This window comes from Adhaeribacter sp., assembly GCF_057359045.1.
Map to the genome: position 1 here is coordinate 1 of NZ_JBMQUD010000111.1, position 21,358 is coordinate 21,358.

General features: G+C 44.4%; 18 protein-coding genes. 4 read left to right on the forward strand and 14 right to left on the reverse strand.

Annotated features, from left to right (window positions below; genetic code table 11):
- Positions 1-256 precede the first annotated feature (256 nt).
- The 3 genes from ACO1R6_RS16625 to ACO1R6_RS16635 all read left to right on the forward strand — a co-directional run bounded on the left by ACO1R6_RS16625 (position 257) and on the right by ACO1R6_RS16635 (position 3,218).
- Complete coding sequence (locus ACO1R6_RS16625) at positions 257-1,510, forward strand: PSP1 domain-containing protein (protein WP_486266116.1); 1,254 nt, start codon at positions 257-259, stop codon at positions 1,508-1,510.
- Positions 1,507-1,986, forward strand: a complete 480-nt coding sequence (locus ACO1R6_RS16630) for a gliding motility lipoprotein GldH (RefSeq protein ID WP_486266117.1) — start codon at positions 1,507-1,509, stop codon at positions 1,984-1,986. Before ACO1R6_RS16625 ends, ACO1R6_RS16630 begins: the two co-directional genes overlap by 4 nt.
- 176 nt (positions 1,987-2,162) lie before the next feature.
- Positions 2,163-3,218 carry an endonuclease/exonuclease/phosphatase family protein gene (locus ACO1R6_RS16635; protein WP_486266118.1) on the forward strand — a complete coding sequence of 352 codons (1,056 nt, stop codon included), beginning with the start codon at positions 2,163-2,165 and terminating at the stop codon, positions 3,216-3,218.
- A gap of 355 nt (positions 3,219-3,573) precedes the next feature.
- On the opposite strand, the gene ACO1R6_RS16640 is transcribed toward ACO1R6_RS16635, so the two are convergent.
- Positions 3,574-3,765, reverse strand: a complete 192-nt coding sequence (locus tag ACO1R6_RS16640) for a cold-shock protein (RefSeq protein ID WP_486266119.1) — start codon at positions 3,763-3,765, stop codon at positions 3,574-3,576.
- Between the two features lie 297 nt (positions 3,766-4,062).
- Between ACO1R6_RS16640 and ACO1R6_RS16645 the strand changes: the two genes are divergently transcribed.
- Positions 4,063-5,709: a hypothetical protein gene (locus ACO1R6_RS16645; RefSeq protein ID WP_486266120.1), complete on the forward strand. Its 1,647-nt coding sequence runs from the start codon at positions 4,063-4,065 to the stop codon at positions 5,707-5,709.
- Between the two features lie 305 nt (positions 5,710-6,014).
- On the opposite strand, the gene ACO1R6_RS16650 is transcribed toward ACO1R6_RS16645, so the two are convergent.
- The 13 genes from ACO1R6_RS16650 to ACO1R6_RS16710 form a co-directional block, all read right to left on the reverse strand.
- Entirely contained in the window at positions 6,015-6,893 is an 879-nt protein-coding gene (locus tag ACO1R6_RS16650) for an SDR family oxidoreductase (RefSeq protein WP_486266121.1), read from the reverse strand.
- Positions 6,894-6,977: 84 nt separating this feature from the next.
- Positions 6,978-7,838, reverse strand: coding sequence for a hypothetical protein (locus ACO1R6_RS16655; protein ID WP_486266122.1), 861 nt, complete (start codon positions 7,836-7,838; stop codon positions 6,978-6,980).
- 78 nt (positions 7,839-7,916) lie between these two features.
- A complete protein-coding gene (locus ACO1R6_RS16660) occupies positions 7,917-8,885 on the reverse strand; it encodes a ComEA family DNA-binding protein (protein WP_486266124.1) in 969 nt (322 codons plus the stop codon).
- A 28-nt stretch (positions 8,886-8,913) separates the two neighbouring features.
- Positions 8,914-9,060 carry a hypothetical protein gene (locus ACO1R6_RS16665; protein WP_486266125.1) on the reverse strand — a complete coding sequence of 49 codons (147 nt, stop codon included), beginning with the start codon at positions 9,058-9,060 and terminating at the stop codon, positions 8,914-8,916.
- Between the two features lie 3 nt (positions 9,061-9,063).
- A complete protein-coding gene (locus tag ACO1R6_RS16670) occupies positions 9,064-10,716 on the reverse strand; it encodes a sodium-dependent transporter (protein ID WP_486266126.1) in 1,653 nt (550 codons plus the stop codon).
- A 173-nt stretch (positions 10,717-10,889) separates the two neighbouring features.
- On the reverse strand, positions 10,890-11,795 hold the full coding sequence (locus ACO1R6_RS16675; protein ID WP_486266128.1) for an SDR family oxidoreductase: 906 nt from the start codon (positions 11,793-11,795) through the stop codon (positions 10,890-10,892).
- Positions 11,792-12,424, reverse strand: a complete 633-nt coding sequence (locus ACO1R6_RS16680) for a peptidylprolyl isomerase (RefSeq protein ID WP_486266130.1) — start codon at positions 12,422-12,424, stop codon at positions 11,792-11,794. Before ACO1R6_RS16680 ends, ACO1R6_RS16675 begins: the two co-directional genes overlap by 4 nt.
- Before the next feature lie 78 nt (positions 12,425-12,502).
- Positions 12,503-13,444: a hydroxymethylbilane synthase gene (hemC, locus tag ACO1R6_RS16685; RefSeq protein ID WP_486266132.1), complete on the reverse strand. Its 942-nt coding sequence runs from the start codon at positions 13,442-13,444 to the stop codon at positions 12,503-12,505.
- A gap of 87 nt (positions 13,445-13,531) precedes the next feature.
- A complete protein-coding gene (locus ACO1R6_RS16690; RefSeq protein WP_486266133.1) occupies positions 13,532-14,656 on the reverse strand; it encodes a DNA polymerase III subunit in 1,125 nt (374 codons plus the stop codon).
- Positions 14,657-14,866: 210 nt separating this feature from the next.
- Positions 14,867-16,072 carry a GlmU family protein gene (locus tag ACO1R6_RS16695; protein ID WP_486266134.1) on the reverse strand — a complete coding sequence of 402 codons (1,206 nt, stop codon included), beginning with the start codon at positions 16,070-16,072 and terminating at the stop codon, positions 14,867-14,869.
- Positions 16,073-16,144: 72 nt separating this feature from the next.
- The gene (locus ACO1R6_RS16700; protein ID WP_486266136.1) at positions 16,145-16,390 is read right to left on the reverse strand and encodes a type B 50S ribosomal protein L31; all 246 of its coding nucleotides are present in this window, start codon (positions 16,388-16,390) and stop codon (positions 16,145-16,147) included.
- 286 nt (positions 16,391-16,676) lie between these two features.
- Positions 16,677-18,128, reverse strand: coding sequence for an efflux transporter outer membrane subunit (locus ACO1R6_RS16705; protein ID WP_486266137.1), 1,452 nt, complete (start codon positions 18,126-18,128; stop codon positions 16,677-16,679).
- 40 nt (positions 18,129-18,168) lie between these two features.
- Positions 18,169-21,303: an efflux RND transporter permease subunit gene (locus tag ACO1R6_RS16710; RefSeq protein ID WP_486266139.1), complete on the reverse strand. Its 3,135-nt coding sequence runs from the start codon at positions 21,301-21,303 to the stop codon at positions 18,169-18,171.
- Positions 21,304-21,358 lie beyond the last annotated feature (55 nt).

The following is a 21,358-nucleotide window of genomic DNA, read 5'->3' on the forward strand; positions in this document are numbered from 1 at the left end:
CAGCAGAATGTCCGTTAAATATAGTAGTATTAGGGCTGGGGTAATTTCAGTATGAATATTATCCAATGCAGGAGATTTTAGTATATTTGTCTCTTATCTTAAGTTAGAAAACAAGAATTAACATATATAACGAGTATTAATTGTGGGATGTAATTCATGTTCTAGTGGCGGATGCAGCCCTAAAGGTTGCAAAAGCAACGGCGGATGCAGCACGGGTGGCTGCAACCGGTTAAATGTATTTGATTGGCTCAGCGATATGGATTTACCCACATCGTTTGAGGAGTTTGATATAGTTGAAGTACGATTTAAAGGCGGCCGGAAAGATTTTTTCCGGAATGCAAATAGTTTGGTTTTAACTACCGGCGATCCGGTAGTGGTAAATGTACCCAACGGTCACCATATTGGTTATGTATCGCTTAAAGGCGAATTGGTGCGCCTGCAAATGCTGAAAAAGAAGGTAGATAATAACGAAGAAATACGGGCTATTTACCGGATTGCCAACGAAAAGGATCTCGAAAAATTTACGGCCGTACAAGATCTCGAAAGCAGCACCATGTACCGTGCCCGCACCATTATTCAGGAACTGGACCTGAAAATGAAGCTTTCAGATGTAGAATACCAGGCCGACCGCTCCAAAGCTACTTTTTACTATTCGGCCGACGACCGGGTAGATTTTCGGGATTTAATCCGGAAGCTGGCCGATGAGTTTAAAATCCGGATTGAAATGCGCCAGATTAGCTTGCGCCACGAAGCCGGCCGTTTGGGTGGTATTGGTTCGTGCGGCCGGGAACTTTGCTGCTCTACCTGGCTCAGCGATTTTAAAAGTGTTTCTACTACGGCGGCCCGGTATCAGAACCTTTCACTAAATCCCAGTAAGTTATCGGGGCAATGCGGCCGTTTAAAATGCTGCCTGAACTACGAATTAGAAACTTACCTCGATGCCCTGAAAGATATACCTACCATTACCAAACCGCTCCAGCTCCATAAAGGCGAAGCCATGCTGCAAAAAACCGATATTTTTAAGCGGGTCATGTGGTTTGGTTTTAAAAACGATAATAACTGGTACCCTGCACCGGTAGAACGGGTAAAGGAAATTCTGGAACTAAATAGCCGGGGCGTAGTAGTAGAATCCTTAACGGTTGAAGAAAAAGCCGAACAGCAGAAAAAGGTAGAATTAGTAGCGCAATTAGAGGGTAATCTGGAACGCCTCGACGAGAAATTTAAGCCTAAGAAAAAGAAGAAAAAGAAAAACAAACGCGATCAGGTCCCAGCCCTTGTAGCGGTAGCCGAGAACAAACCCGCCGAAGTAAAACAAGCGGTTAAACCGGCCGGACCTAAAAACGAGAACCGACCGCCGCAAGTTCAGGCAAATGCCGGCGGGAATACCAATGGAAATAATAACGGTAACAATCAGGGCGGTGGACACAAGAAAAAACATCACCGTCGGCCTAACCGCGATAACCGCCCACCCCGTAACGAAAACCGTTCTGATAAACCGGCCAATTCATGATAAATAAGCTTTTGGTTTTTGTCTGTTTAAGTACTTTGCTGCTCATAAGCAGTTGCGGCGATAAAAACCGGATTTACGAACAAAATATTGATATACCGGATAATAACTGGCGTATTGAAGATGCAAAGGAATTTCGTTTCGAGATACAGGATACTACCCAGGTGTACAATATTTACTTTAATATTCGGAACGCCTTGTTTTACGAGTATTATAACTTGTACGTTAGTCAAACGCTTATAGACCCCAGTGGAAAAAAACTGCACACCAAACTCCACGAACTGTATTTAATGGATAAAAAAACCGGGAAACCTTTTGGTAAAGGTGCAGGCGATATTTTTGATCATTCGGTTTTAGCTTTAAAAAAACAGCAGTTTAAAGTGCCGGGCACTTACACAATTAAGCTAACCCAGTACATGCGCAAAAACCCCTTACCTGGCATAATGGCAGTAGGCGTTAAAGTAGCTGTTGTGCCTTAAACTATAAGCTAAATATAAAATAATAATGGTGGATATCTGTGAGTTATGTTTTATTATTAAAACTACTCGCTAAATCCACCATTTTTACGTTTATAGTATTGGGCTTTTCTGATTAAATATATTAATTTACATAACAATTTCTATATATTAATCCTGCTTATGACTGGTACAACTTTATGAAATTTACATTAGAAATCCTGGGATCAATTATGATCCTTTTTTCTTTTTTGCCACTCATTAAAACTACTTACTGGTGGATTCGGGTATTAGATTTTCCTCGTCCGCAGATAGCATTTTTTCTGACGGTTATTCTTACAACTTATTTGTATTTATACTTTCCTACCAATTTACCCGAGAGTATGTTTGTTGGGCTGCAGGTATTGGCATTGCTAAACGAAATTCTCCATTTTTATAAATTTACTATATTCTGGCCTGTTGAAGCCCTGCGGAGTAAAATAAAAGCCCCAAAAAACTCCTTCAGTATAATGATATCTAACGTGCGGATGTCGAACCGGCACTACGACCGTTTTATAAAAGTTGTGAAAGAAACTGACCCTGATATTTTATTGGTAAATGAACCCGGTGAAAAATGGGCCAGTGAATTAAGCGTTTTAGATGCTACCTTCCCCTACTGCATTAAATGCCCGCTTAATAATACGTATGGCATGATGTTTTTCAGCAAGTTTAAGCTGCTACAACACGAAATCCGGTTTTTGGTAGAAGAAGGTATCCCCTCTTTTTATTCGGTAATTGAATTGCCAACGGGTAAGCATTTCGACTTTTTTACCGTACACCCGCAGCCGCCCCATTTAAATAAAAATACTGATACCCGTGAAGCAGAACTACTAATTGTGGCTAAAATGGCAAAAGCTACGCCGTACGCCTCTATAGTAGCCGGCGATTTAAATGATGTGGCCTGGTCTCATACCACTAATCTATTCCGGAAAATAAGCGGCTTGCTCGACCCACGTATTGGCCGGGGCTTTTACAATACCTATAATGCCCTGGTTCCTTTTTTCCGGTATTCGCTCGACCATATCTTTTACGACCCGGCATTTAGATTAATCCGGATGAAGCGTCTAAATAAATTTGGCTCGGATCATTTTCCTATTCTGGTACGGCTAAATTATGAACCCCAGGAAGCCGATGAACACGAGATACCCGTTGCGGATTCGGAAGAAAAAGCCGAAGCCCAGGAATTAATAGACAACGTAAAAGAAGATCAGAATTAGACCGGTGCTAATTAGTAAGTAATCAGTTTTAAGCTATAAGCCCTTATAGTTCTATCTCTTAATCATTTCTATTAATAGGGAATAATTCTGTCCTGTTAAGTATTATAATTAAACCTAAGCTAGTTAGTAGTTTTCCAGAGCACAACTCCTATTAATTTACAAGCAAAGCTGCTTTAGCCTGTATTATTATCTAGGCAGAAATAATCTTTAAACATAATAATCCTGGCTGTTTATTAAAGCTTAAAACTTACTTCAATGGTGGCTTTATTCTAAAAAACAAAAATCCCGTTTAGTTTAAACTAAACGGGATCTTGAATAACAATAATAGCCAGCAGCTATTAAGTATATCTTTTAACTAGATTCTTTCTACGTTAACCGCGTTAAGACCTTTTTTGCCCTCTGTCACTTCAAAAGATACTCTGTCATTTTCACGAATCTCATGAACTAAACCAGATTGGTGAACAAAGATATCTTGGTTAGTGTCATCAGAAACGATGAATCCGAATCCTTTAGATTCGTTGAAAAATTTTACTTTACCTGTTTTCATAAAAAATTAAAATAAATAATAATACAAATGTAAGCAATTTAATTTAAAACTACTACTGCTGCTATATACATTTCTTTTGCGATAAAGTTTTAAAACTGCGAATAATATTTAAAATATATTTATTTTAACAATAACAAGCTATTCTCGCCTTTTTGTACTACCCAAACCTTCAATAACATAAGCTTTTATTAGCCGTATATCTTTCAGGAGAAATCACAATCTAAAACGATGTAAACCGCTTTCTAAACTAATATTGGGGAAGCAGGCTAAAAAATTATTCACCTAAAAAATAGACCTATGGAAGAGAACAAAAAAAATGACACTGGTGAAAACAAAGGCGTAATTTCTACAATTACGGATATGCTCACTGGGAGCTCTGGCGACTCTACAAGTAAAACCGAAAATAAAGAAGGGACCCAGGCAAAACCACAAACCAGTACCGAAGCTAACCCCTGGGGTACCGCTGCCACCGCCCACCAAGGCGATAATAAAAATATTGGTAAAAGCAGCTTTACTTCAGGTACCACCGATGCCAGCAGTAATACTACTAAAAAAGAAACGCCTAAATCAACGGCAAAACCCGATAGTACCTCGGCTAAAATCGGTTCGGCTGGTAGCAAAGCCGCTGCCTCTATGCCCAGCGCCAGCAAAAACACAACCAAAGCCAGCACCTCTGGCAGCGCTAATAAAACGGCCAAAGCGGGCGAAAACGATAAAGATAAAAACAATATTACCGCTCAGCAAAATACTTCGGGCACGGCCAACAAAGACAAAAATGAGCAATCTGGTCAGGAGGAATTTTCCCGGAACAATGTGAATATGGGCATGAATGCCGACCAGGACCGCCACAACAACTTTGGCCAAGACCGCGACCAACAACACCGGGGTTCGCAGGGTGGCGATTATCACCACCCCAGCTATAACGACTACGATAACTACAACACCGACCAACGTGGCAGTTGGGGAAACCAGGGCGGTAGCTATCGCCAGCAGTACGGCGGCTATGGCAATTATGGCGAACAAGGCAACCAAGGCTCACGGAGCAATTACGGCCAGGAAAACCAAAACCGCAGCGACCAAAACCGCAATTATGGCTACGACCCTTATGACAATGAAGGCAGTGGTTACCAATCGGCCGGACGAGGAGCATTTGGGCACACTGGCCACCAAAGCGGCAGCTACGACCAGAATAACTACGACGAAGGATTTGGTGGCCGCGCCGGTAACTACAGTAATACCAATTACCGGGATTATAATGCCGGCCGTAATAACTTTGACAACCGCAACTCCGGCCGTTCCAATGATCACAACGACTGGAACAGGCAAGGCAATTCCGGCAACCAGGGCCGGCAATCTGATTGGCACCAAGACAATGATCGGTCCCAGAATAATATGCAAAGCGGCAACCGGGGCGGGTTTGGCCGTATGGACCACGACCGGCAGCACCATGAATCGTATCGCGGTAGTGGTATGAGCGGCTGGAGCGATGATTATGGCAACCAACGGGGCTATGGTTCGCAGCAAGATCGGCAAGGTGGCTACAACAGCCAGGGCGGGTTTGGTTCGCGCGGAGGCTCTTACAACGACGAATACCGCCCAAGCAACGATCGCCGGGGCTCGCAGGGCGGCTACAATAACCAAGGGGGCAGTAACTATGGAGCACCGTACAACAACCAGGATTACCGTTCGTCGCGCGATAATGACCAAACCCAATACCGGGGCGGTTACGACAACGACAGTAACTACAACCAACGTACCCAAAACGACTTCCGGTCGCGGTGGCAGGAAGACAATGACCAGAACGACCGTTACAACCCGAGTAATCGTAACCGCCAGGAAGGCTACGAAAGCAACTATCGTTCGGGCCGCCGCCACGACGATGAAAACGAAAATAACCGCTGGAACCAGCGTAACCAATACCGGCGCAATGATTACGATGATTAATGCTAATTATTAATTATAAAAAAAGGCTTTCTGTTTAGCAGAAAGCCTTTTTTTATAATTAATAATACTCAATAGTAATACCCTTGTTCCCTATCCCCTTAAGTGTGGTCTTCTTGTAAAAACCTAACAATTATAAGCATTGTAGTCAATTTTAGTACTTGCTTGCTTTCCCTACTTCCCTTTCTAAACAATAGTTCCTGCTGAAATTCTTCTGGAACCAAAGTTCTGAAATTCTACCGGATGGCACCTCGGGTGTTTTCGTTTTATGGTAGGTGGTAATTACGGTCTGGTATTAAACAGCAGTTCTACTCCGACTGAAATTCCTGGCTGTAATCCTGGGCAAAATCTACAATGCTGCGGGGGCGGCTACCGGTAAGTCTCTCTACGGTATCAGTTACATTTGCGCCGTAACCTGCCCGGTACAAACCGTAAAGCTCCAGCAAAGCGTTAATTTTCCAGGCAGGTACGTGTTGTTGCTGCATAGCCATTTTGGCGGCTTCTTCGGGAACATCAATATACGTAATTACCCGGTCGGTGGCAACGGTTAAAGCATGGGCTACATCGTTTACCGATATGGCTTCCGGACCAGTTATTTCATAAATTTTATTCAGGTGGTTATCTGGTTGGGTCAATATTACCTCGGCTACAGCCGCAATGTCGCGGGCATCTACATAACTTATTTTACCGTTACCGGCAGGCATATAAATGCTATTTTTATCCCGGATATTATCGGCCGCCTGGGTTAAAAAGTTTTGCATAAAAGAAGCCGGCCGCAAAATGGTATAGGGTAAACCAGACTGTTCCAGGTAAACTTCTACCTGCCGGTGTTCCCGCCCTAATTGAATACCAGGCTCAGCATCGGCACCACTCGCCGAAAGCCGCACCAAATGTTTTACGCCGGCTTCCTGTGCTGCTTTTATATAATTTATGGCAATATCGGCCTGATTTTCTACAAACGGTGTAATTAAAAATACCCGGGTTACGCCTGTAAGCGCCACTTTCACTAATTCGGGGTTTTCAAATTCTACATGCACCAGATCCAGGTTTTCAAAAGACCGAAACCGATCGCCTTTTATTAAAGAATGCACGCCCGCCCGAAGACGAATATTTTCATCTGATAATAGTTTAATGGTTTCGCTGCCAACTGTACCGGTAGCACTGGTAATTAAAATGGTTTCTTTCATATTTTATGATTTTACGAACATGAGAACGGCCTGGTGTGTGCACTTACCAGTATCAGGCGTCCTTCACTTTTGATTATATATCGTTTAATTTTTACTATTCTTTACGGCTTTAAATATTTTACCGCCTTCGTTGCTAATAATAAACTCCTGATTATTTATAAAAACCAAGGCCTCGGCCTGGCCACTTTTTTCAAATGGAATACAATATTTGGCTCCGTTCAGGAATTTATCTTTACCTTTTACCTCAAATAAATAAATATTGCCGTAGCCCAGTAAAGCCATCAGTTTTCCGTCTGGGCTAATATCGGCGGCGGTAATCATGGTACTTAGGTGTAACTGATCTATTATTTGGGCCTGATAGGTACCGGGTTGAGCCGGCACCTGGTAGATTTTTACCTTTTCGCTGCCGCCCCGGTTTTTCGAAAACAAATACAAACTGCCCCGATGGTAAAAAAAGGCCTCACAGTCAAAATTACGCTCAGCCTTTTTAGGCGGAAATTCTTTTTGGTCGGGGTAAGTAAACTGAATTGTATCTATTTGGTTAGGTTGCTGCTCGTTTACCCGAAAAATGCGCAGATTACGCCTTTGGTTACCATTATTGCCAAAATCACCAATGTAAATATTGCCGTCATCGTCCTGCGCCAAGTCTTCCCAATCCTGGTTTAAACCAAGCGGTATTGCCCAGGTATGTAGTAGCTTTCCGGTCTGGTTTATTTTGTATAAAACCGGCCGGTTACCGCCATCTCCGTGCGTCCATAAATTATTATCACTAGCTATTTCCAGGCCGGAGCTTTCGGGTACTTCTTCTCTGGCCATTTTGCCCACCTGTTCTATTTTGTACTGAATGGGCCTTACCTGAAAACCTTCTTGCTTTTTATCTGCCGCGCAACCGCACAGCAAGGTCTCAAAAAAAACATAAATGGTAAACAGTTTAAATTTGAGCATAAACAAGTGCTAATTTTTAGTTAAGCCCTGTATACGCAAATAGCTGCCGGGAGTAAATTTTATTTAAATTACTATTAATTATAAACGCAGATAAGGCTTAAGCTTCTGGAATTGGTCTTCGGTAACTGTTTTAATATTTTTCAGGTCTTCGATGGTTTGGAAGTTACCATGTTGGGTACGATATGCGATAATTAAACGGGCCAGGTTAAAACCAACGTAAGGGTGTGCCCGCAATTCTTCTAATGACCCTGAATTTAATGATAGTTGCTGGGGTTCGTAACCAGCTGGTATAAAAGTATATTTATGCAGGCTATCGATAACATCGGGTGCCAGGCCATATACCTCATTTATTTGCGCTGAGGTGGCAAAACCGCCCAACCGGTCGCGAAACTTAACTATTCGGGCCGATAATTTACTACCTATGCCCCTGATTTGTTTTAGCTGCGTGGTGTCGGCGGCATTGAGGTTAAAAGGTTGCAACCGGAAAGGCTTTTTCTTTTCGTAAGATGGCCGCTCGCTGCGCGGGTTAGTAAAGGCTGTTGGCCCAGGTGCTGGGCTAGTCCGGTTTCTATCAGTTTGTTCCGGTAAATCCAGGTACGGGTACAGGCGCTCGTACAGGTCGGGCGGCAGACCATAAATACGGCTTAGCTGCTCTTTAAACTTAAAGCCACCCGCTTTGGTGCGGTATTTAATAATATTATTGGCCGCATACCGGCTTATACCTACTGCCATAAGTTCTTGTTGGGTAGCAGTATTGGGATTAATCCGGTGCAACCGAACCGCCGCATGGGGTTTAAGTTCCGGGTTGGGGGCACCATTATTATGGGCGTAGGCTTCGGCAGATACGCCTTGATCTAAAACTGCAACCAGACTATCCAGGGTTTGTTCGTCGTGCAACGGGTTATAAGCGGCCGGAGCGGTAAGCTTACCAAACAGGTACGGCAGCGGAATGGCTAAGCCCGTAAGTAACAGCAGTACTAAAAAGCCATTGGTTTGCCTCCGCGAGAAGCCAAAATACCGGCGTAGCCAAAGCTTAATCTTCTGCATAAACCCAACCCGCTGCAACTATCCATTATTACGACCGGGGATCGTTATCGTTTTCAGAATAAGAATCGGGCTCGGGTTTAGGTGGCGCCTGGAATACCCGCACAAAGAAGTAAATAGTAACCAAGGTTACAATGGTCATGGTGGTTAGCATAACCGCTAATGCATAAGAATTCATAGCCTAAATATTCCCTTCTTTTAATCTTCTGTTATACGCCATGTACACCAGCGCGGTAACAACACCAAACAATATTACCAATAATAACCGGGAGCCATTTACGTACAGCAAAGTATCTTCCAGGTTCTGGCGGGTGGCCGCATCGGTAGCTGCAGCAATTTGCTCGTGTAACCCCGCATTGGATATTTTCCGGATGATAGAACTATCATCTAACTCCCAATTGCCCTGCAAAGCCGCGTCCCAATCACCATTTTTAGGCGTTATCAGCGAGCTTAAAAATACGAGTAAAATAAAGGTTGGGGTAATATACTTAATAATAAACCGGTAAAAACCAGGTACCCGAATATCGGCACCTGCGTTAATCTCGCGCATGCCCTTGTCCATGCCAAATACCCAGGCAAATAAAATAGCTTCGATCATGGCAAAAACAACCAGCGAAACCGTACCCGACCAATAGTCATATTCATCGAAAACGCCATAATTAAAAAACAATACGGTTGGCATGCCTAACAAAAACACTATTAAACCAAAAGACCAAGCCGCAGATTCGCGCTTCCATTTAAATTCATCCATTAAGAAACTCATCCAGGGCGTGCCCATGGCCAACGATGAAGTAATACCGGCAAAGAACAGCAAGCCAAACCACATAACGCCCGAAATACTGCCTAATACATCGCCCCACTGGTAAAACAAATAAGGCAAAGTCCGGAAACCTAAGCCCAAACCACCCGATTTGGTTAACTCAATTACTGTATCGATGCCCAGATAACCTACCGCAATAGGAATAATAATGGAGCTGCCCAGTACTACTTCTACAAATTCGTTCATCCAGCCCGCCGACATAGCACTTAAGGCAATATCGTCTTTGGAGCGCACATAAGAGGCATAACACTGGATAGAGCCCATACCCACCGATAAAGTAAAGAATATTTGCCCGGCCGCAGCTAGCCAAACTTTGGGGCTCCACAAAGAATCGAGGTTGGGAGTCCAGAGAAAATTTAACCCAACAGCACTATCGTGAATGGCACCATGCTCACCGGCCTTTATGGTAAAGCCTTTGAAAGCAAGGAATATCCCGAACAAAATAAGTAAAGGCATGCCTATTTTGGCTACTTTTTCTATACCGCCGCTTAAGCCGCGCGATAAAATATAAGTATTAATTAACAGGCAGATAATAAAAAAGACAATGGGCTCGTAAGGAATACCCGATGTGGATATGGTAAGATTTACATAATCAGAGAAAAAAGCTGCAATCTGGGTTTGCGATAAATCGCTGAAAGAACCAACTACCGAATGATACACATAAGATAAGGTCCAGGATTCGAGGTAACAATAATAGGCCGCTACGGCTACGTTAGTCCAGATACCAAAAACACCCAAATACTTCCAATAAGGGCGTTTATCAACGGCATTTAGAATAAACGGGGTAGAGTGATTGCCGAATCTACCGCCGAAACGCCCCAGCGACCATTCGATCCAAAGCAGCGGAATGCCCATAACTAAAAAACAAACCAAATACGGAATAATAAATGCCCCTCCCCCATTTTGTACTGCCTGCACCGGGAAACGTAAAAAATTACCGAAACCTACGGCATTGCCCGCCATCGCTAAAATCAACCCGATCCGGGAGCCCCAGGATTCTTTGTTTTCACTCATAAATTATATTTTAACCAATATTACAGCAGAAAGATATTAAAATTAAGCTATACACTCAAATAACTGCTACTTATTGGATCAAAAGAACCATTTTAAAAGCGTATGCTACAAAAAATTTATTTATCAGCATTTATTCCAATGTATAAAAAAATTGGTTTGGCTATACTTTAATTTTAAAACTGGCTGGCTACCACCGCTATGCCCTCGGTAAAGTTATGGGGTTTAAAGCCCAATTCGGTTTCGGCTTTGGTAATATCAAAACCAGTGCGGGGCGGGCGTTTAGCGGGTTGGGTGAAGTTAGAGGCGTTGGCTTCTTTAATCAAGCTTTTATCGAGGTTAAAATAATCGGCAACCTGTAAGGCCATTTGGTACGGCGTTAGTATTTCTTTGCTCGAGATATGAAATATTCCTTCGGCGTTGTGCTCTACGGTCAGCCAGCAAGCCACGGCCAAATCTTCGGCCAGGGTGGGCGTCCGGAACTGATCGTTAACTACTTGTATGGTTTTTTGGGCTTCTAAACTGTTTTTCACCCACAATACAATATTGGTACGGCCATAATCATGCACCACGCCATAAACTAATACCGTGCGCAAAATAGCCCATTTTAAATGGGTACTGTTTTTAACTACCTCTTCGGCAGCCGTTTTGCTGCGTCCATAAAAACTGATGGGGTTGGGTTGGTCGGTTTCGGTGTAAGGCCCGCACTCTCCATCAAAAATAAAATCGGTAGATAAATGCACCAGGTGCACCTGGTATTTCTCGCAAGCTGCTACTAAATATTCTACTGCCACTACGTTTTGCTGCCAGCAAGCCGCCTGGTTAAGTTCGCACTCATCTACATTGGTCATGGCAGCTGTGTGAATAATATGAGTAGGCCGCTCCACCGAAATAACTTTATTTACCTGTTGCTCATCGGCTACATCCAAAGAAATAAAATGCAGTTCCGGCACCAGTTGCGCCAGTTTGTTCTGGCCCCGCGAGGTGGCAATCAGGTCAATTTCGGCATTATGAACAAGTAAGTGTACTAATTTCTGGCCCAGCAAACCGTTGGAACCGGTTACTAATATTTTCTTTCTCATACGGCTGCCGGATACTGATAATTATAGTCTTTGGTGATTTTCTTCTTTTTTACCTTTTCTATTTTTACTTGCATCCGGATGGGCTCGGTAGGCCGGTCCATGTAACCTTTGGGTTGTTCGGCAATTTTATCAATTATATCTAAGCCGGCAATTACCTGCCCAAAAACCGTGTAGTTGTTATCTAAAAAGGGCGTACCGTTGTGGTTTTCTACAATATAAAATTGCGAACCGCTCGATTCCTTTTGTGGATTATTGTTACGGGCGGCCGCTACCGCTCCGCGTACATGTTTTAAATTCGGAAATATTTCGGCCGGAATCCGGTAGCCAATATCGCCTTGCCCGTCGTTTCTGGGGTCATCGTCTTTCGAATTGGCATCTCCCCCCTGAATCATGAAATTATCGATAATGCGGTGAAAAGTAGTATTGTTGTAATACCCTTCTTTGGCCAGTTTTAGAAAATTTGCTTTGTGCTTAGGTGTCTGGTCGTACAGAATTACTTTCATGTCGCCGAAAGTGGTTGAAATAGTAACCAGCACATCTTTTTTAGAAGGCTTTTTCTGGGCGTATAAGTTGGTACTAAAAACCAGTAAAACAACCAGGCAAAAAAGTTTAAGCGAATATGTATGCATCTACTTTTCTATTTTAAAAGAATGACCAAATTAAATTTAAAGAGATTAAGCAAAACTAAACTATTTAACTCTTCGGGCTTAAACGCGCTTTAACCGAATATCCTGCAATATTTTATCGCCGCCCATATACAAAATATTGGTGGCTAATTTTTCACCCAAAGGCAAAGCTTCCGCAGACGGCGCCGTTAATGTATCGGTAATCATTTCCTGACCATCGAGGCTAACAATACCGCCGGTAATGCTTAATCCGGTTGGGGTAAGCGTAGCCAGGGCAAAGGACGGAATACTACACCCGCCTTCCATGGTGCGTAAAAAAGAACGCTCGGCCAGCAAACACAGGTGGGTTTCTTCGTGATCGAGGCAATCCCGTAAAGCTAACTTCTGGTTTAGGGGTAAGCTTTTGGCGCACTCAATGGCAATGCTACCCTGGCCGGCGGCCGGTACAAATTTATCGGTGGGTAAAAATTCGGTAATTAAATGGTTATACTGCATGCGGTGCACGCCCGCGTAAGCAAGCAAAATAGCATCGTACTGGCCATCTTTTAACTTTTGTAACCGGGTTTGTAAGTTGCCGCGGCACTCCGAGGCAATTACGTTGGGGTAATACCGGCTCAATAAAGCCCGCCGCCGTGTAGAAGACGTACCTACCACAATTTGTTCGCGGTCTAACGAAAATTGCGAATCGAAAGAGACAACTACATCGTTTACCTGCTCGCGCTCCATAAAGGCCAGTATTTCCAGATCTTCGGGCAGCTGCGATTGTAAATCTTTGGCGCTGTGTACAGCAATATGAATGGTACCGGCCCGCAGGCTTTCTTCCAATTCTTCGGTAAAAACGCCTTTGGCCCCAATTTTATCTAGCGACCGGTCCAATACCATATCGCCTTTGGTGTTTATAATTTCTATCTCGACGGTAAAACCGGCGGCCCGTAATTTTTCGGCGACAAAATGCGTTTGCCACAAGGCTAAGCGGCTACCCCGGGTACCAATCCGGATAGGTGAATTTATATTTTCAGCCATTATTTTTATTTATATAATCTGTGCCACTTGTAATAATAGCGGCACTACAAATAATTTCGGGCCTTTTGTGCCCCAATTACCTGCATCTTAACTCATTTTTAAATATTTAGCAATCTGGATAGAAGAATCTACAAAAACTATTTTGGGATTGGCGTTTCGCTCAATGTGGTAGTGGGCGTTGCCCAGCTCTTCGGTAAGCAAAGCAGCATTGGCCGGCCGAATCAGTTTAGAGAACTTACTCACAAAATCCACTTCGGCGGGCGGAATAAACGGGACCAGTTTTGTATCTACCCCGTACATTAATACCCGCCGCAAATTATTTAGGGCGTAGTGCAAAAATGCCTTTTGGTTTTCGCGGCCCATCTTCTGAAAATCGTCGCTCATTTCTACTACTTCGCCAAACTTATAAGCGTAGCAATTGCGCATCCATTGCACAAAAAACGAGAAGTAATCGCTGGTAAGTTCTTGGCTTAGTTTGCGCGCGGCCTGCAGGTTGCCATCGGCCAGGTTTGCCAGTTGGTAAGCATCGGTTTCGCTAACCTGCAGTTCGGCCTGCAAATAACTAACTATTTCTTCGTCGGAGAAAGCCCGCACCGGCACTTTTTGGGTACGCGACAAAATTGTGGCCAATAATTTATCGGCAGCGTTAGAAACCAATAAAAATATGGTTTTAGCCGGCGGCTCTTCTAATAATTTAAGCAAAGCATTGGCTGCAGCCGGGTGCATGAGCTCGGGTAACCAGATAAGAATAATTTTAAACTCGGCCTCAAACGCCTTTAACGACGAAAACCGGATTAACTGGCGGCTCTCGTCTTTCGAAATATTGCCTTGTTTGTTCTCGGCCTGAATAAACTGCATCCAGTCGTTGAGCGTCTGGTAAGGATTCTGAAGCAAAAAAGTACGCCAATCGGCTAAAAAATTCTGGCTCAGGGCATCTTTGGGAACGGCTTTGGTAGTGGTAACCGGCATTACAAAATTCATGTCGGGGTGCACCAGTTTGTTTATTTTAGTACAACTGGCGCAGGTACCACAGGCATCTGCTTCGCCTTTGTTTTCGCAATTCAGGTACGTGGCATACGCCAGTGCCAGCGCCAGATTTGCGCTTCCCTCCCCGCCCATAAACAATTGGGCATGGGCCACGTGCTGGTTCTGCACCGATTTTATGAGCAGTTTTTTGGTTTCTGAGTGGCCAGGTATTTGGGAGAAAAACATATTTCCGTTGTTTGTTAATCGTTGTTCGTTGTCAGAATACGATAAAGTTGATTAATTTAAATTACTGCATTGCCGAACGGCTTACCTAGAAGTACCCCAAAGAACCCACTAGCTGTTATGTTATGCATTGTTATTCTGTTACCCAGGCTCAAAATATACAAACAAGATTTATTTAGCCGAACAAAGATTAACAAACAACAGATAACCAGCCTACCGTTCCCAGGTCCGATGCTCCCGGTCGAGGTCGTAAATTTTGCTCAGAATGGCTTTTTCTACTTCGTCGAGTACCAGCCCGCGGCGCTCCATGGCTTTGCCCACCGACTCAAAAACTTTACGCAACTGATACGTTTCTAAGCTGTTTGCTCCGCCCCAGGAAAAAGAAGGAATAAAGGTACGCGGGAAACCGGCTCCAAATATATTAGCGCTTACGCCTGTAACGGTGCCGGTATTAAACATGGTATTAATGCCAGCTTTGGTATGGTCGCCCATAATCAGTCCGCAAAATTGTAAGCCGGTGGTTTTAAAACCACCTTTACCGTAGTTCCAGAGTTTAATTTCGGCGTAATTATTTTTTAAGTTTGAGGTGTTGGTATCGGCACCCAGGTTGCACCACTCGCCAATAATAGAATTGCCTAAGAACCCGTCGTGGCCTTTGTTTGAATAACCAAATATAATAGAATTGCTTATTTCGCCGCCAACTTTGCAAAAAGGCCCAATGGTATTATCGCCCCGCATTTTGCCGCCCATATTTATTACGCTGCCTTCGCCCATGGCAAACGGCCCGCGAATAATAGCGCCCTCCTGTACCTGCGTGTCTTTGCCCAGGTAAATGGGGCCATTGGCGGCATTTAAAATGGCAGCCCTCAGTTCCACCCCTTCTTCCAGGAAGATATTTTCCGGATTATAGGTTACTGTATGCGGGTCGGTGATGGGCTGGCTTTTGCGGCCGGTGGTTATTAATTCAAAATCGGCCCGAATTTGCTTGCCATTGTTCTGAAAAATATGCCACAGCTCTTTTACAAAATTTATTTCCTCTACGTACTCGCCGGCTTTCTCAAACTGGTAGTTATGCAGCTCGTTTAAGGTTTTAAAGCTATCGGTACCGGCATGAAAAGCCACCAACGTACCTTGCTTAAAAATAACTTTACCGGGTTGCAGGTTCCGGATTTTAACCACCAAGGGCACATCTGGGCAAACCGCCCCGTTTACGTATATATTGCCTTCGGAGCTGGTTTGGGCACTAAACTTTTTCTGGAGGTAATCTTGGGTAAGATACGATACCTTACTTTTAAAATAATGCCCCCACTTTTCGGCTATGGTTAAAATACCGGTTCTGATTTCGGCTACCGGCCGGGTAAAAGTAAGCGGCAACAGGTTCTGGCGAAAAACTTTATCGTCGAAGAGGATAATATTCATGATACAAAAATAAAAAAGTCTTCCCGATATACGGGAAGACTTTTAATTATTTGCACAGAAAGGCAAATGAAATTATTTTTTCGCGTAACGCTTCTGGAATTTCTCTACCCGACCGGCAGTATCCACGAAAATGTTTTTACCAGTATAAAACGGGTGAGAAGCAGAAGAAACCTCCACTTTAATTACCGGGTAGGTTTTGCCGTCTTCCATGGTAATGGTTTCGTTAGAACTCATGGTAGAGCGGGTAATAAATTTAAAGTCACTGGATGTATCCTGAAATACTACTTCGCGGTATTGCGGATGAATATCTTTTTTCATGGGTACTAATATGTTATATAAAGCAAATTTCGAATCGGACTGCAAAAATAATAAAACAATCTTTTTTTACCTAATGCTTTTAAAATTATTTATTTAAGCCGAGTTGGTATCAGAAGCCTGACCTTAAGATAACCAAAAAGTTATCAACAACCCGGAAGAAATGCGGAGAATATTACGCGACAGAAAATTTTAAATTGCTTTCTATTAGTAATATTCCCTGCAAGGTTACTGTCCAAAACTTACGGAGACTATATTTAGCAGTTCTGGTTATAAATAAACTAAAATATTATTGCCAGCCACCACCCAAAGCCCGGTATAAATCTACGGTAGTTAGTAATTGGGCTTTCTGAATATTTACCAATTCTAGTTCGGCGGCCAAAGCGCTTTTTTGCGCCGTAATAATTTCTAAATACGTAGCGTAACCGGCCCGGAACAAATCGTTGGAAGTGGTAATAGCTTCTTGCAAAGCCGTTACTTCCTGGGCTTTCAGGGTTTGAATTTCTTTATAGTTCTGGATGGCATTTAAACCGGTGGCTACTTCCTGTACGCCGTTTAAAATACTTTTCTGGTAATTATAAAAAGCAGCTTTGTTAGATGCCGCCGAATATTTATACCGGGCTTTTAGTTGATTTTGCGAAAACACCGGCACCGATAGGCCACTCACAACCCCGTAGGCCAGTGAAGCCGGCGTAGTCATCAGCAACGAAGCTTTAAAGGCATTCAGGCCAAAGTACGGCGAAATGGTAAAAGACGGCAAAAAAGCGGCCCGGGCAGCGGCCACATCGGCTTTAGCCGCTGTTAGTTCCCATTCTGCCTGCTGAATATCCGGTCGCCGCCGCAATAAACCCGACGGAATACCTGCCTGCATATTTTCGGGCAGTTTTTGCTCCCCGATTAATTTACTGCGGGTAATGGCTTGCGGAAAACGGCCCAGCAATTGGTTTAGCTGGTTTTCAGTAGCTGCTATCTGGCGTTTTTTCTCGGCTTGCAAGCTTTGGGTATTTAAAAGCTGAGCGGCAAATTGTTGAACTGCCAGTTGGGTTTCGCGGCCAACTTCTTTCTTAATCTTTATTAGTTCGAGGGCCAGTTGCTGCAGTTCCAGGTTCCGCTGAATAATTTCGAGTTCGTTATCCAGGGCAATTAACTGGTAGTAAAGATTGGCTACTTCGGCTACCAAAGCGGTTTGCAGCAGTTGCCGGCCATTTTCGGAAGCCACGTAACGGGACAAAGCCGCTTTGCGGTAGTTCCGTAATTTGCCCCACAAATCAATTTCCCAGGAACTACGCAACCCCACAAAATATTCGGGCACTAACCGGTCAGGAATGCGCTGGTCTTCCGAAATATTGGGTGATAAATTGGTATCGTAATTACCCACGCCATTCAGGGTATAATCGCCGTACTTATCAAAGCGGGCCTGGGCATCGGCTTGTACCGCCGGCAGCAAGGCGCCTTTGCTTTGTAAAACCTGGCTACGGACCATTTCTACGCGTTGTATGGCCACCAATAAATCCGGGTTCTGGCGCAGGGCGGTATCAATCAGGCTTACCAAACTGGGGTCGGTAAAAAACTGGTTCCAGGCCATATTGCCCTCGCTGGCGCTATCGGCACTATTGCCAAAGGTAGCCGGCAACGTACGAGCCTGGGGCAAAGTAACCGGCCCGGCCATTTTACAGGACCAAAACAGCCCCTGTAAAGCTAGTATCAGCAAAAATTTATATAAATATTTATAAAGAAACATGAATAAGCTTTTAAGGAATTAAACAGATAATTCGGAATTACTAAGCAGATTGTAATTCCTTTGTTTTTTTGGTTTTGTTGGCTTTGGCAAACAGCACATACAAGCCCGGAATTATAATGATGCCAAACAAGGTACCAATAAGCATACCGCCGGCTGCCGCCGTACCAATAGAGCGGTTACCCATGGCTCCCGCGCCACTGGCAATACACAACGGAATTAGCCCCGCAATAAAGGCAAAAGAAGTCATCAGGATGGGGCGCAAACGCGAGGCCGCTCCTTCTACAGCGGCTTGCAACACCGTTAAGCCTTCTTTCTGCCGCTGAATGGCAAACTCAATAATCAGGATGGCGTTTTTACCCAGCAAACCAATAAGCATTACCAGCGACACCTGGGCGTAAATATTATTTTGCAAACCCAGTAATTGTAAAAAGAAGAAAGCGCCGAAAATACCGGTTGGTAACGATAATATTACCGGCAACGGCAACAAGAAGCTTTCGTACTGGGCAGCCAGCAGCAAATACACAAACAGCAAACTAATCAGGAAGATATAAACTGCCTGGTCTCCGGATAATATTTCTTCGCGGGTCATGCCCGACCACTCGTAAGTAAAGCCGCGCGGCAACGTTTCTTTTGCTACTTTTTCAATGGCCTGAATAGCATCGCCGCTGCTGTAACCAGGCGCCGCACTACCGTTAATCATGGCCGAGGTGTACATGTTGTAGCGGGTAAGCTGTTCGGGGCCGTACACGCGCTCCAGGGTAACAAACGTAGAAAAAGGCACCATTTCGCCCTGGTTATTCTTTACATGCAGTTTGAGCAAATCTTCGGGCTGGGCGCGGTAATCAGGCAAAGCCTGCACCATTACTTTGTACATTTGCCCAAACCGGATAAAGTTAGAAGCATAATAACTACCCAATAAAGTTTGTAGCGTATTCATGGCATTATCGATGGTAACGCCTTTTTTAGCGGCCATATCCTGGTCCACGTGAATCATGTACTGCGGAAAGTTGGGGTCGAAGCTGGTAAACGCGGCATTAATTTCGGGTGTAGCCTGCATGGCCTGAATAAATTTGGTCGTTACATCGGCGGTTGCCTGCAAGTTTTCGTTTTTACCCTTATCAAGCAAACGCAATTCAAAACCACTGGAGTTACCAAAGCCCGGTACCGTAGGCGGCGGAAAAAACTCGATGGTGGCGTCTTGCAAATCCTTGGTTCTTTCTTCCAGCACCGCGATAATATCATCCACTGATTCCTGGCGGTCTTCCCAAGCCTTCAGGTTAATCATGCCCATACCGTACGACGCACCAGCCGCATCGGTAAGCAAACTAAAACCAGCCAGCGTAGATACCGACTCCACGGCGTCTATGCCTTTAGTAGCTTCCTGTACCCTATCCAATATTTTCTCGGTCCGTTCTACAGTAGCACCCGCCGGGGTCGTAACGTTTACGTAAATCATGCCCTGGTCTTCGGTCGGGATAAAGCCGGTAGGCAATATTTTGGTCATGCCCCAGGTGCCCACACAAAACAACAGCAACAAGCCCAACGTAACCGTGCGCCGCCCTGCCAGCCGTTGCACGTAACCTTTGTAAGAACCTTCAAAAGACTCGTAGCCGCGGTTAAATTTATTAAAGAAGCGCTGCAGCAGGTTATTTTTCTTTTGGTGGTTATGCTTTAACATCAGCGCACAAAGGGCTGGCGTAAGCGTAAGCGCATTTATACCCGATATTACAATAGAGATGGCCAGTGTAAGCGAAAACTGCCGGTAAAAAATACCCACCGGACCCGACATAAACGAAACCGGTATAAATACCGCCGACATTACCAGCGTAATGGCTATAATAGCGCCACTGATTTCGCCCATCGCTTCTAAAGTCGCTTCTTTGGCCGGCATGTGTTTTTCGGTCATTTTGGCGTGCACGGCTTCTACTACTACAATAGCGTTATCTACCACAATACCAATGGCCAGCACCAGCGCAAACAGCGTAAGCAGGTTAATGGAAAAGCCCATTAACTGCATAAAGAAGAAAGTACCTACCAGCGCCACCGGTACTGCCAGTGCCGGAATAAGCGTAGAGCGAAAATCCTGTAAAAAGATAAATACAATAATAAATACCAGGATAAAGGCTTCAATCAAAGTCCGGATTACTTCGCTCATAGAAGCGTCGAGGAACCGCGATACATCATAAGAAACGTTGTAAACCATACCGGGCGGGAAAGAACCCTCTTTCAGCTCGGCCATGCGGGTTTTTACATTCTCGATTACTTCTTTGGCATTAGAACCCGGGCGTTGCTTAATCATAATGGAGGCCGACGGCCGGCCATCGGTTTTGGAAACCATGCCGTAGCTCATTACGCCAAACTCTACCTCAGCCACATCTTTCAGGCGCAATACCGAACCCGAACCATCTTCATCGGCGCGCAGAACAATATCTTCGTACTGCTTGGGTTCAAAAAATTTACCGGTATACCGCAGTACGTACTGCAGCATTTGCGCCGATTGCCCGGAACTTTCGCCGGCTTTACCGGGGGCGGCTTCTACGTTCTGGGCCCGAATGGCATTAATTACTTCGTCGGTAGATACCGCGTAAGCCGCCAAGCGGTCCGGTTTGAGCCAAACCCGCATGGAATATTCGCGGGAACCCATAATTTCGCAGAAACCTACGCCGTCGATTCGTTTTAACTCCTGCAATACATTAATATCGGCAAAATTATAAACAAACTGTTCACCCACCGTTGGGTCTTCACTCATCAGGTTGAGGTAAAGCAACATACTGTTTACCTCTTTTTCGGTAGTAACCCCCGCTTTAATAACTTCTTCGGGTAATTCGTCGATAACGGTAGTAACCCGGTTCTGCACGTTTACGGCGGCCAAATCGGGGTCGGTTCCTACTTCAAAAAATACCTGAATAAGCGTAATACCGTTGTTACTCGATACTGACGACATATAAGTCATGCCGGGTACCCCGTTAATGGCTCTTTCGAGCGGCGTGGCAACGGCCTTGGTACAAACTTCGGCGTTCGCGCCGGTGTATTTAGCCGTTACGGTTACCGAAGGCGGTACAATATCGGGGAACTGCGTAACGGGCAAGGTATAGAGCGCCAAAGCGCCCAATAAGGTAATTATAAGCGATATAACCAGCGACAGCACCGGCCGCTGAATAAACATTTTAACCATTTTTTCTAAAATTAAAAGCCAAACTTCTTCCAGGTCACTTTAAAAGTGACTACTC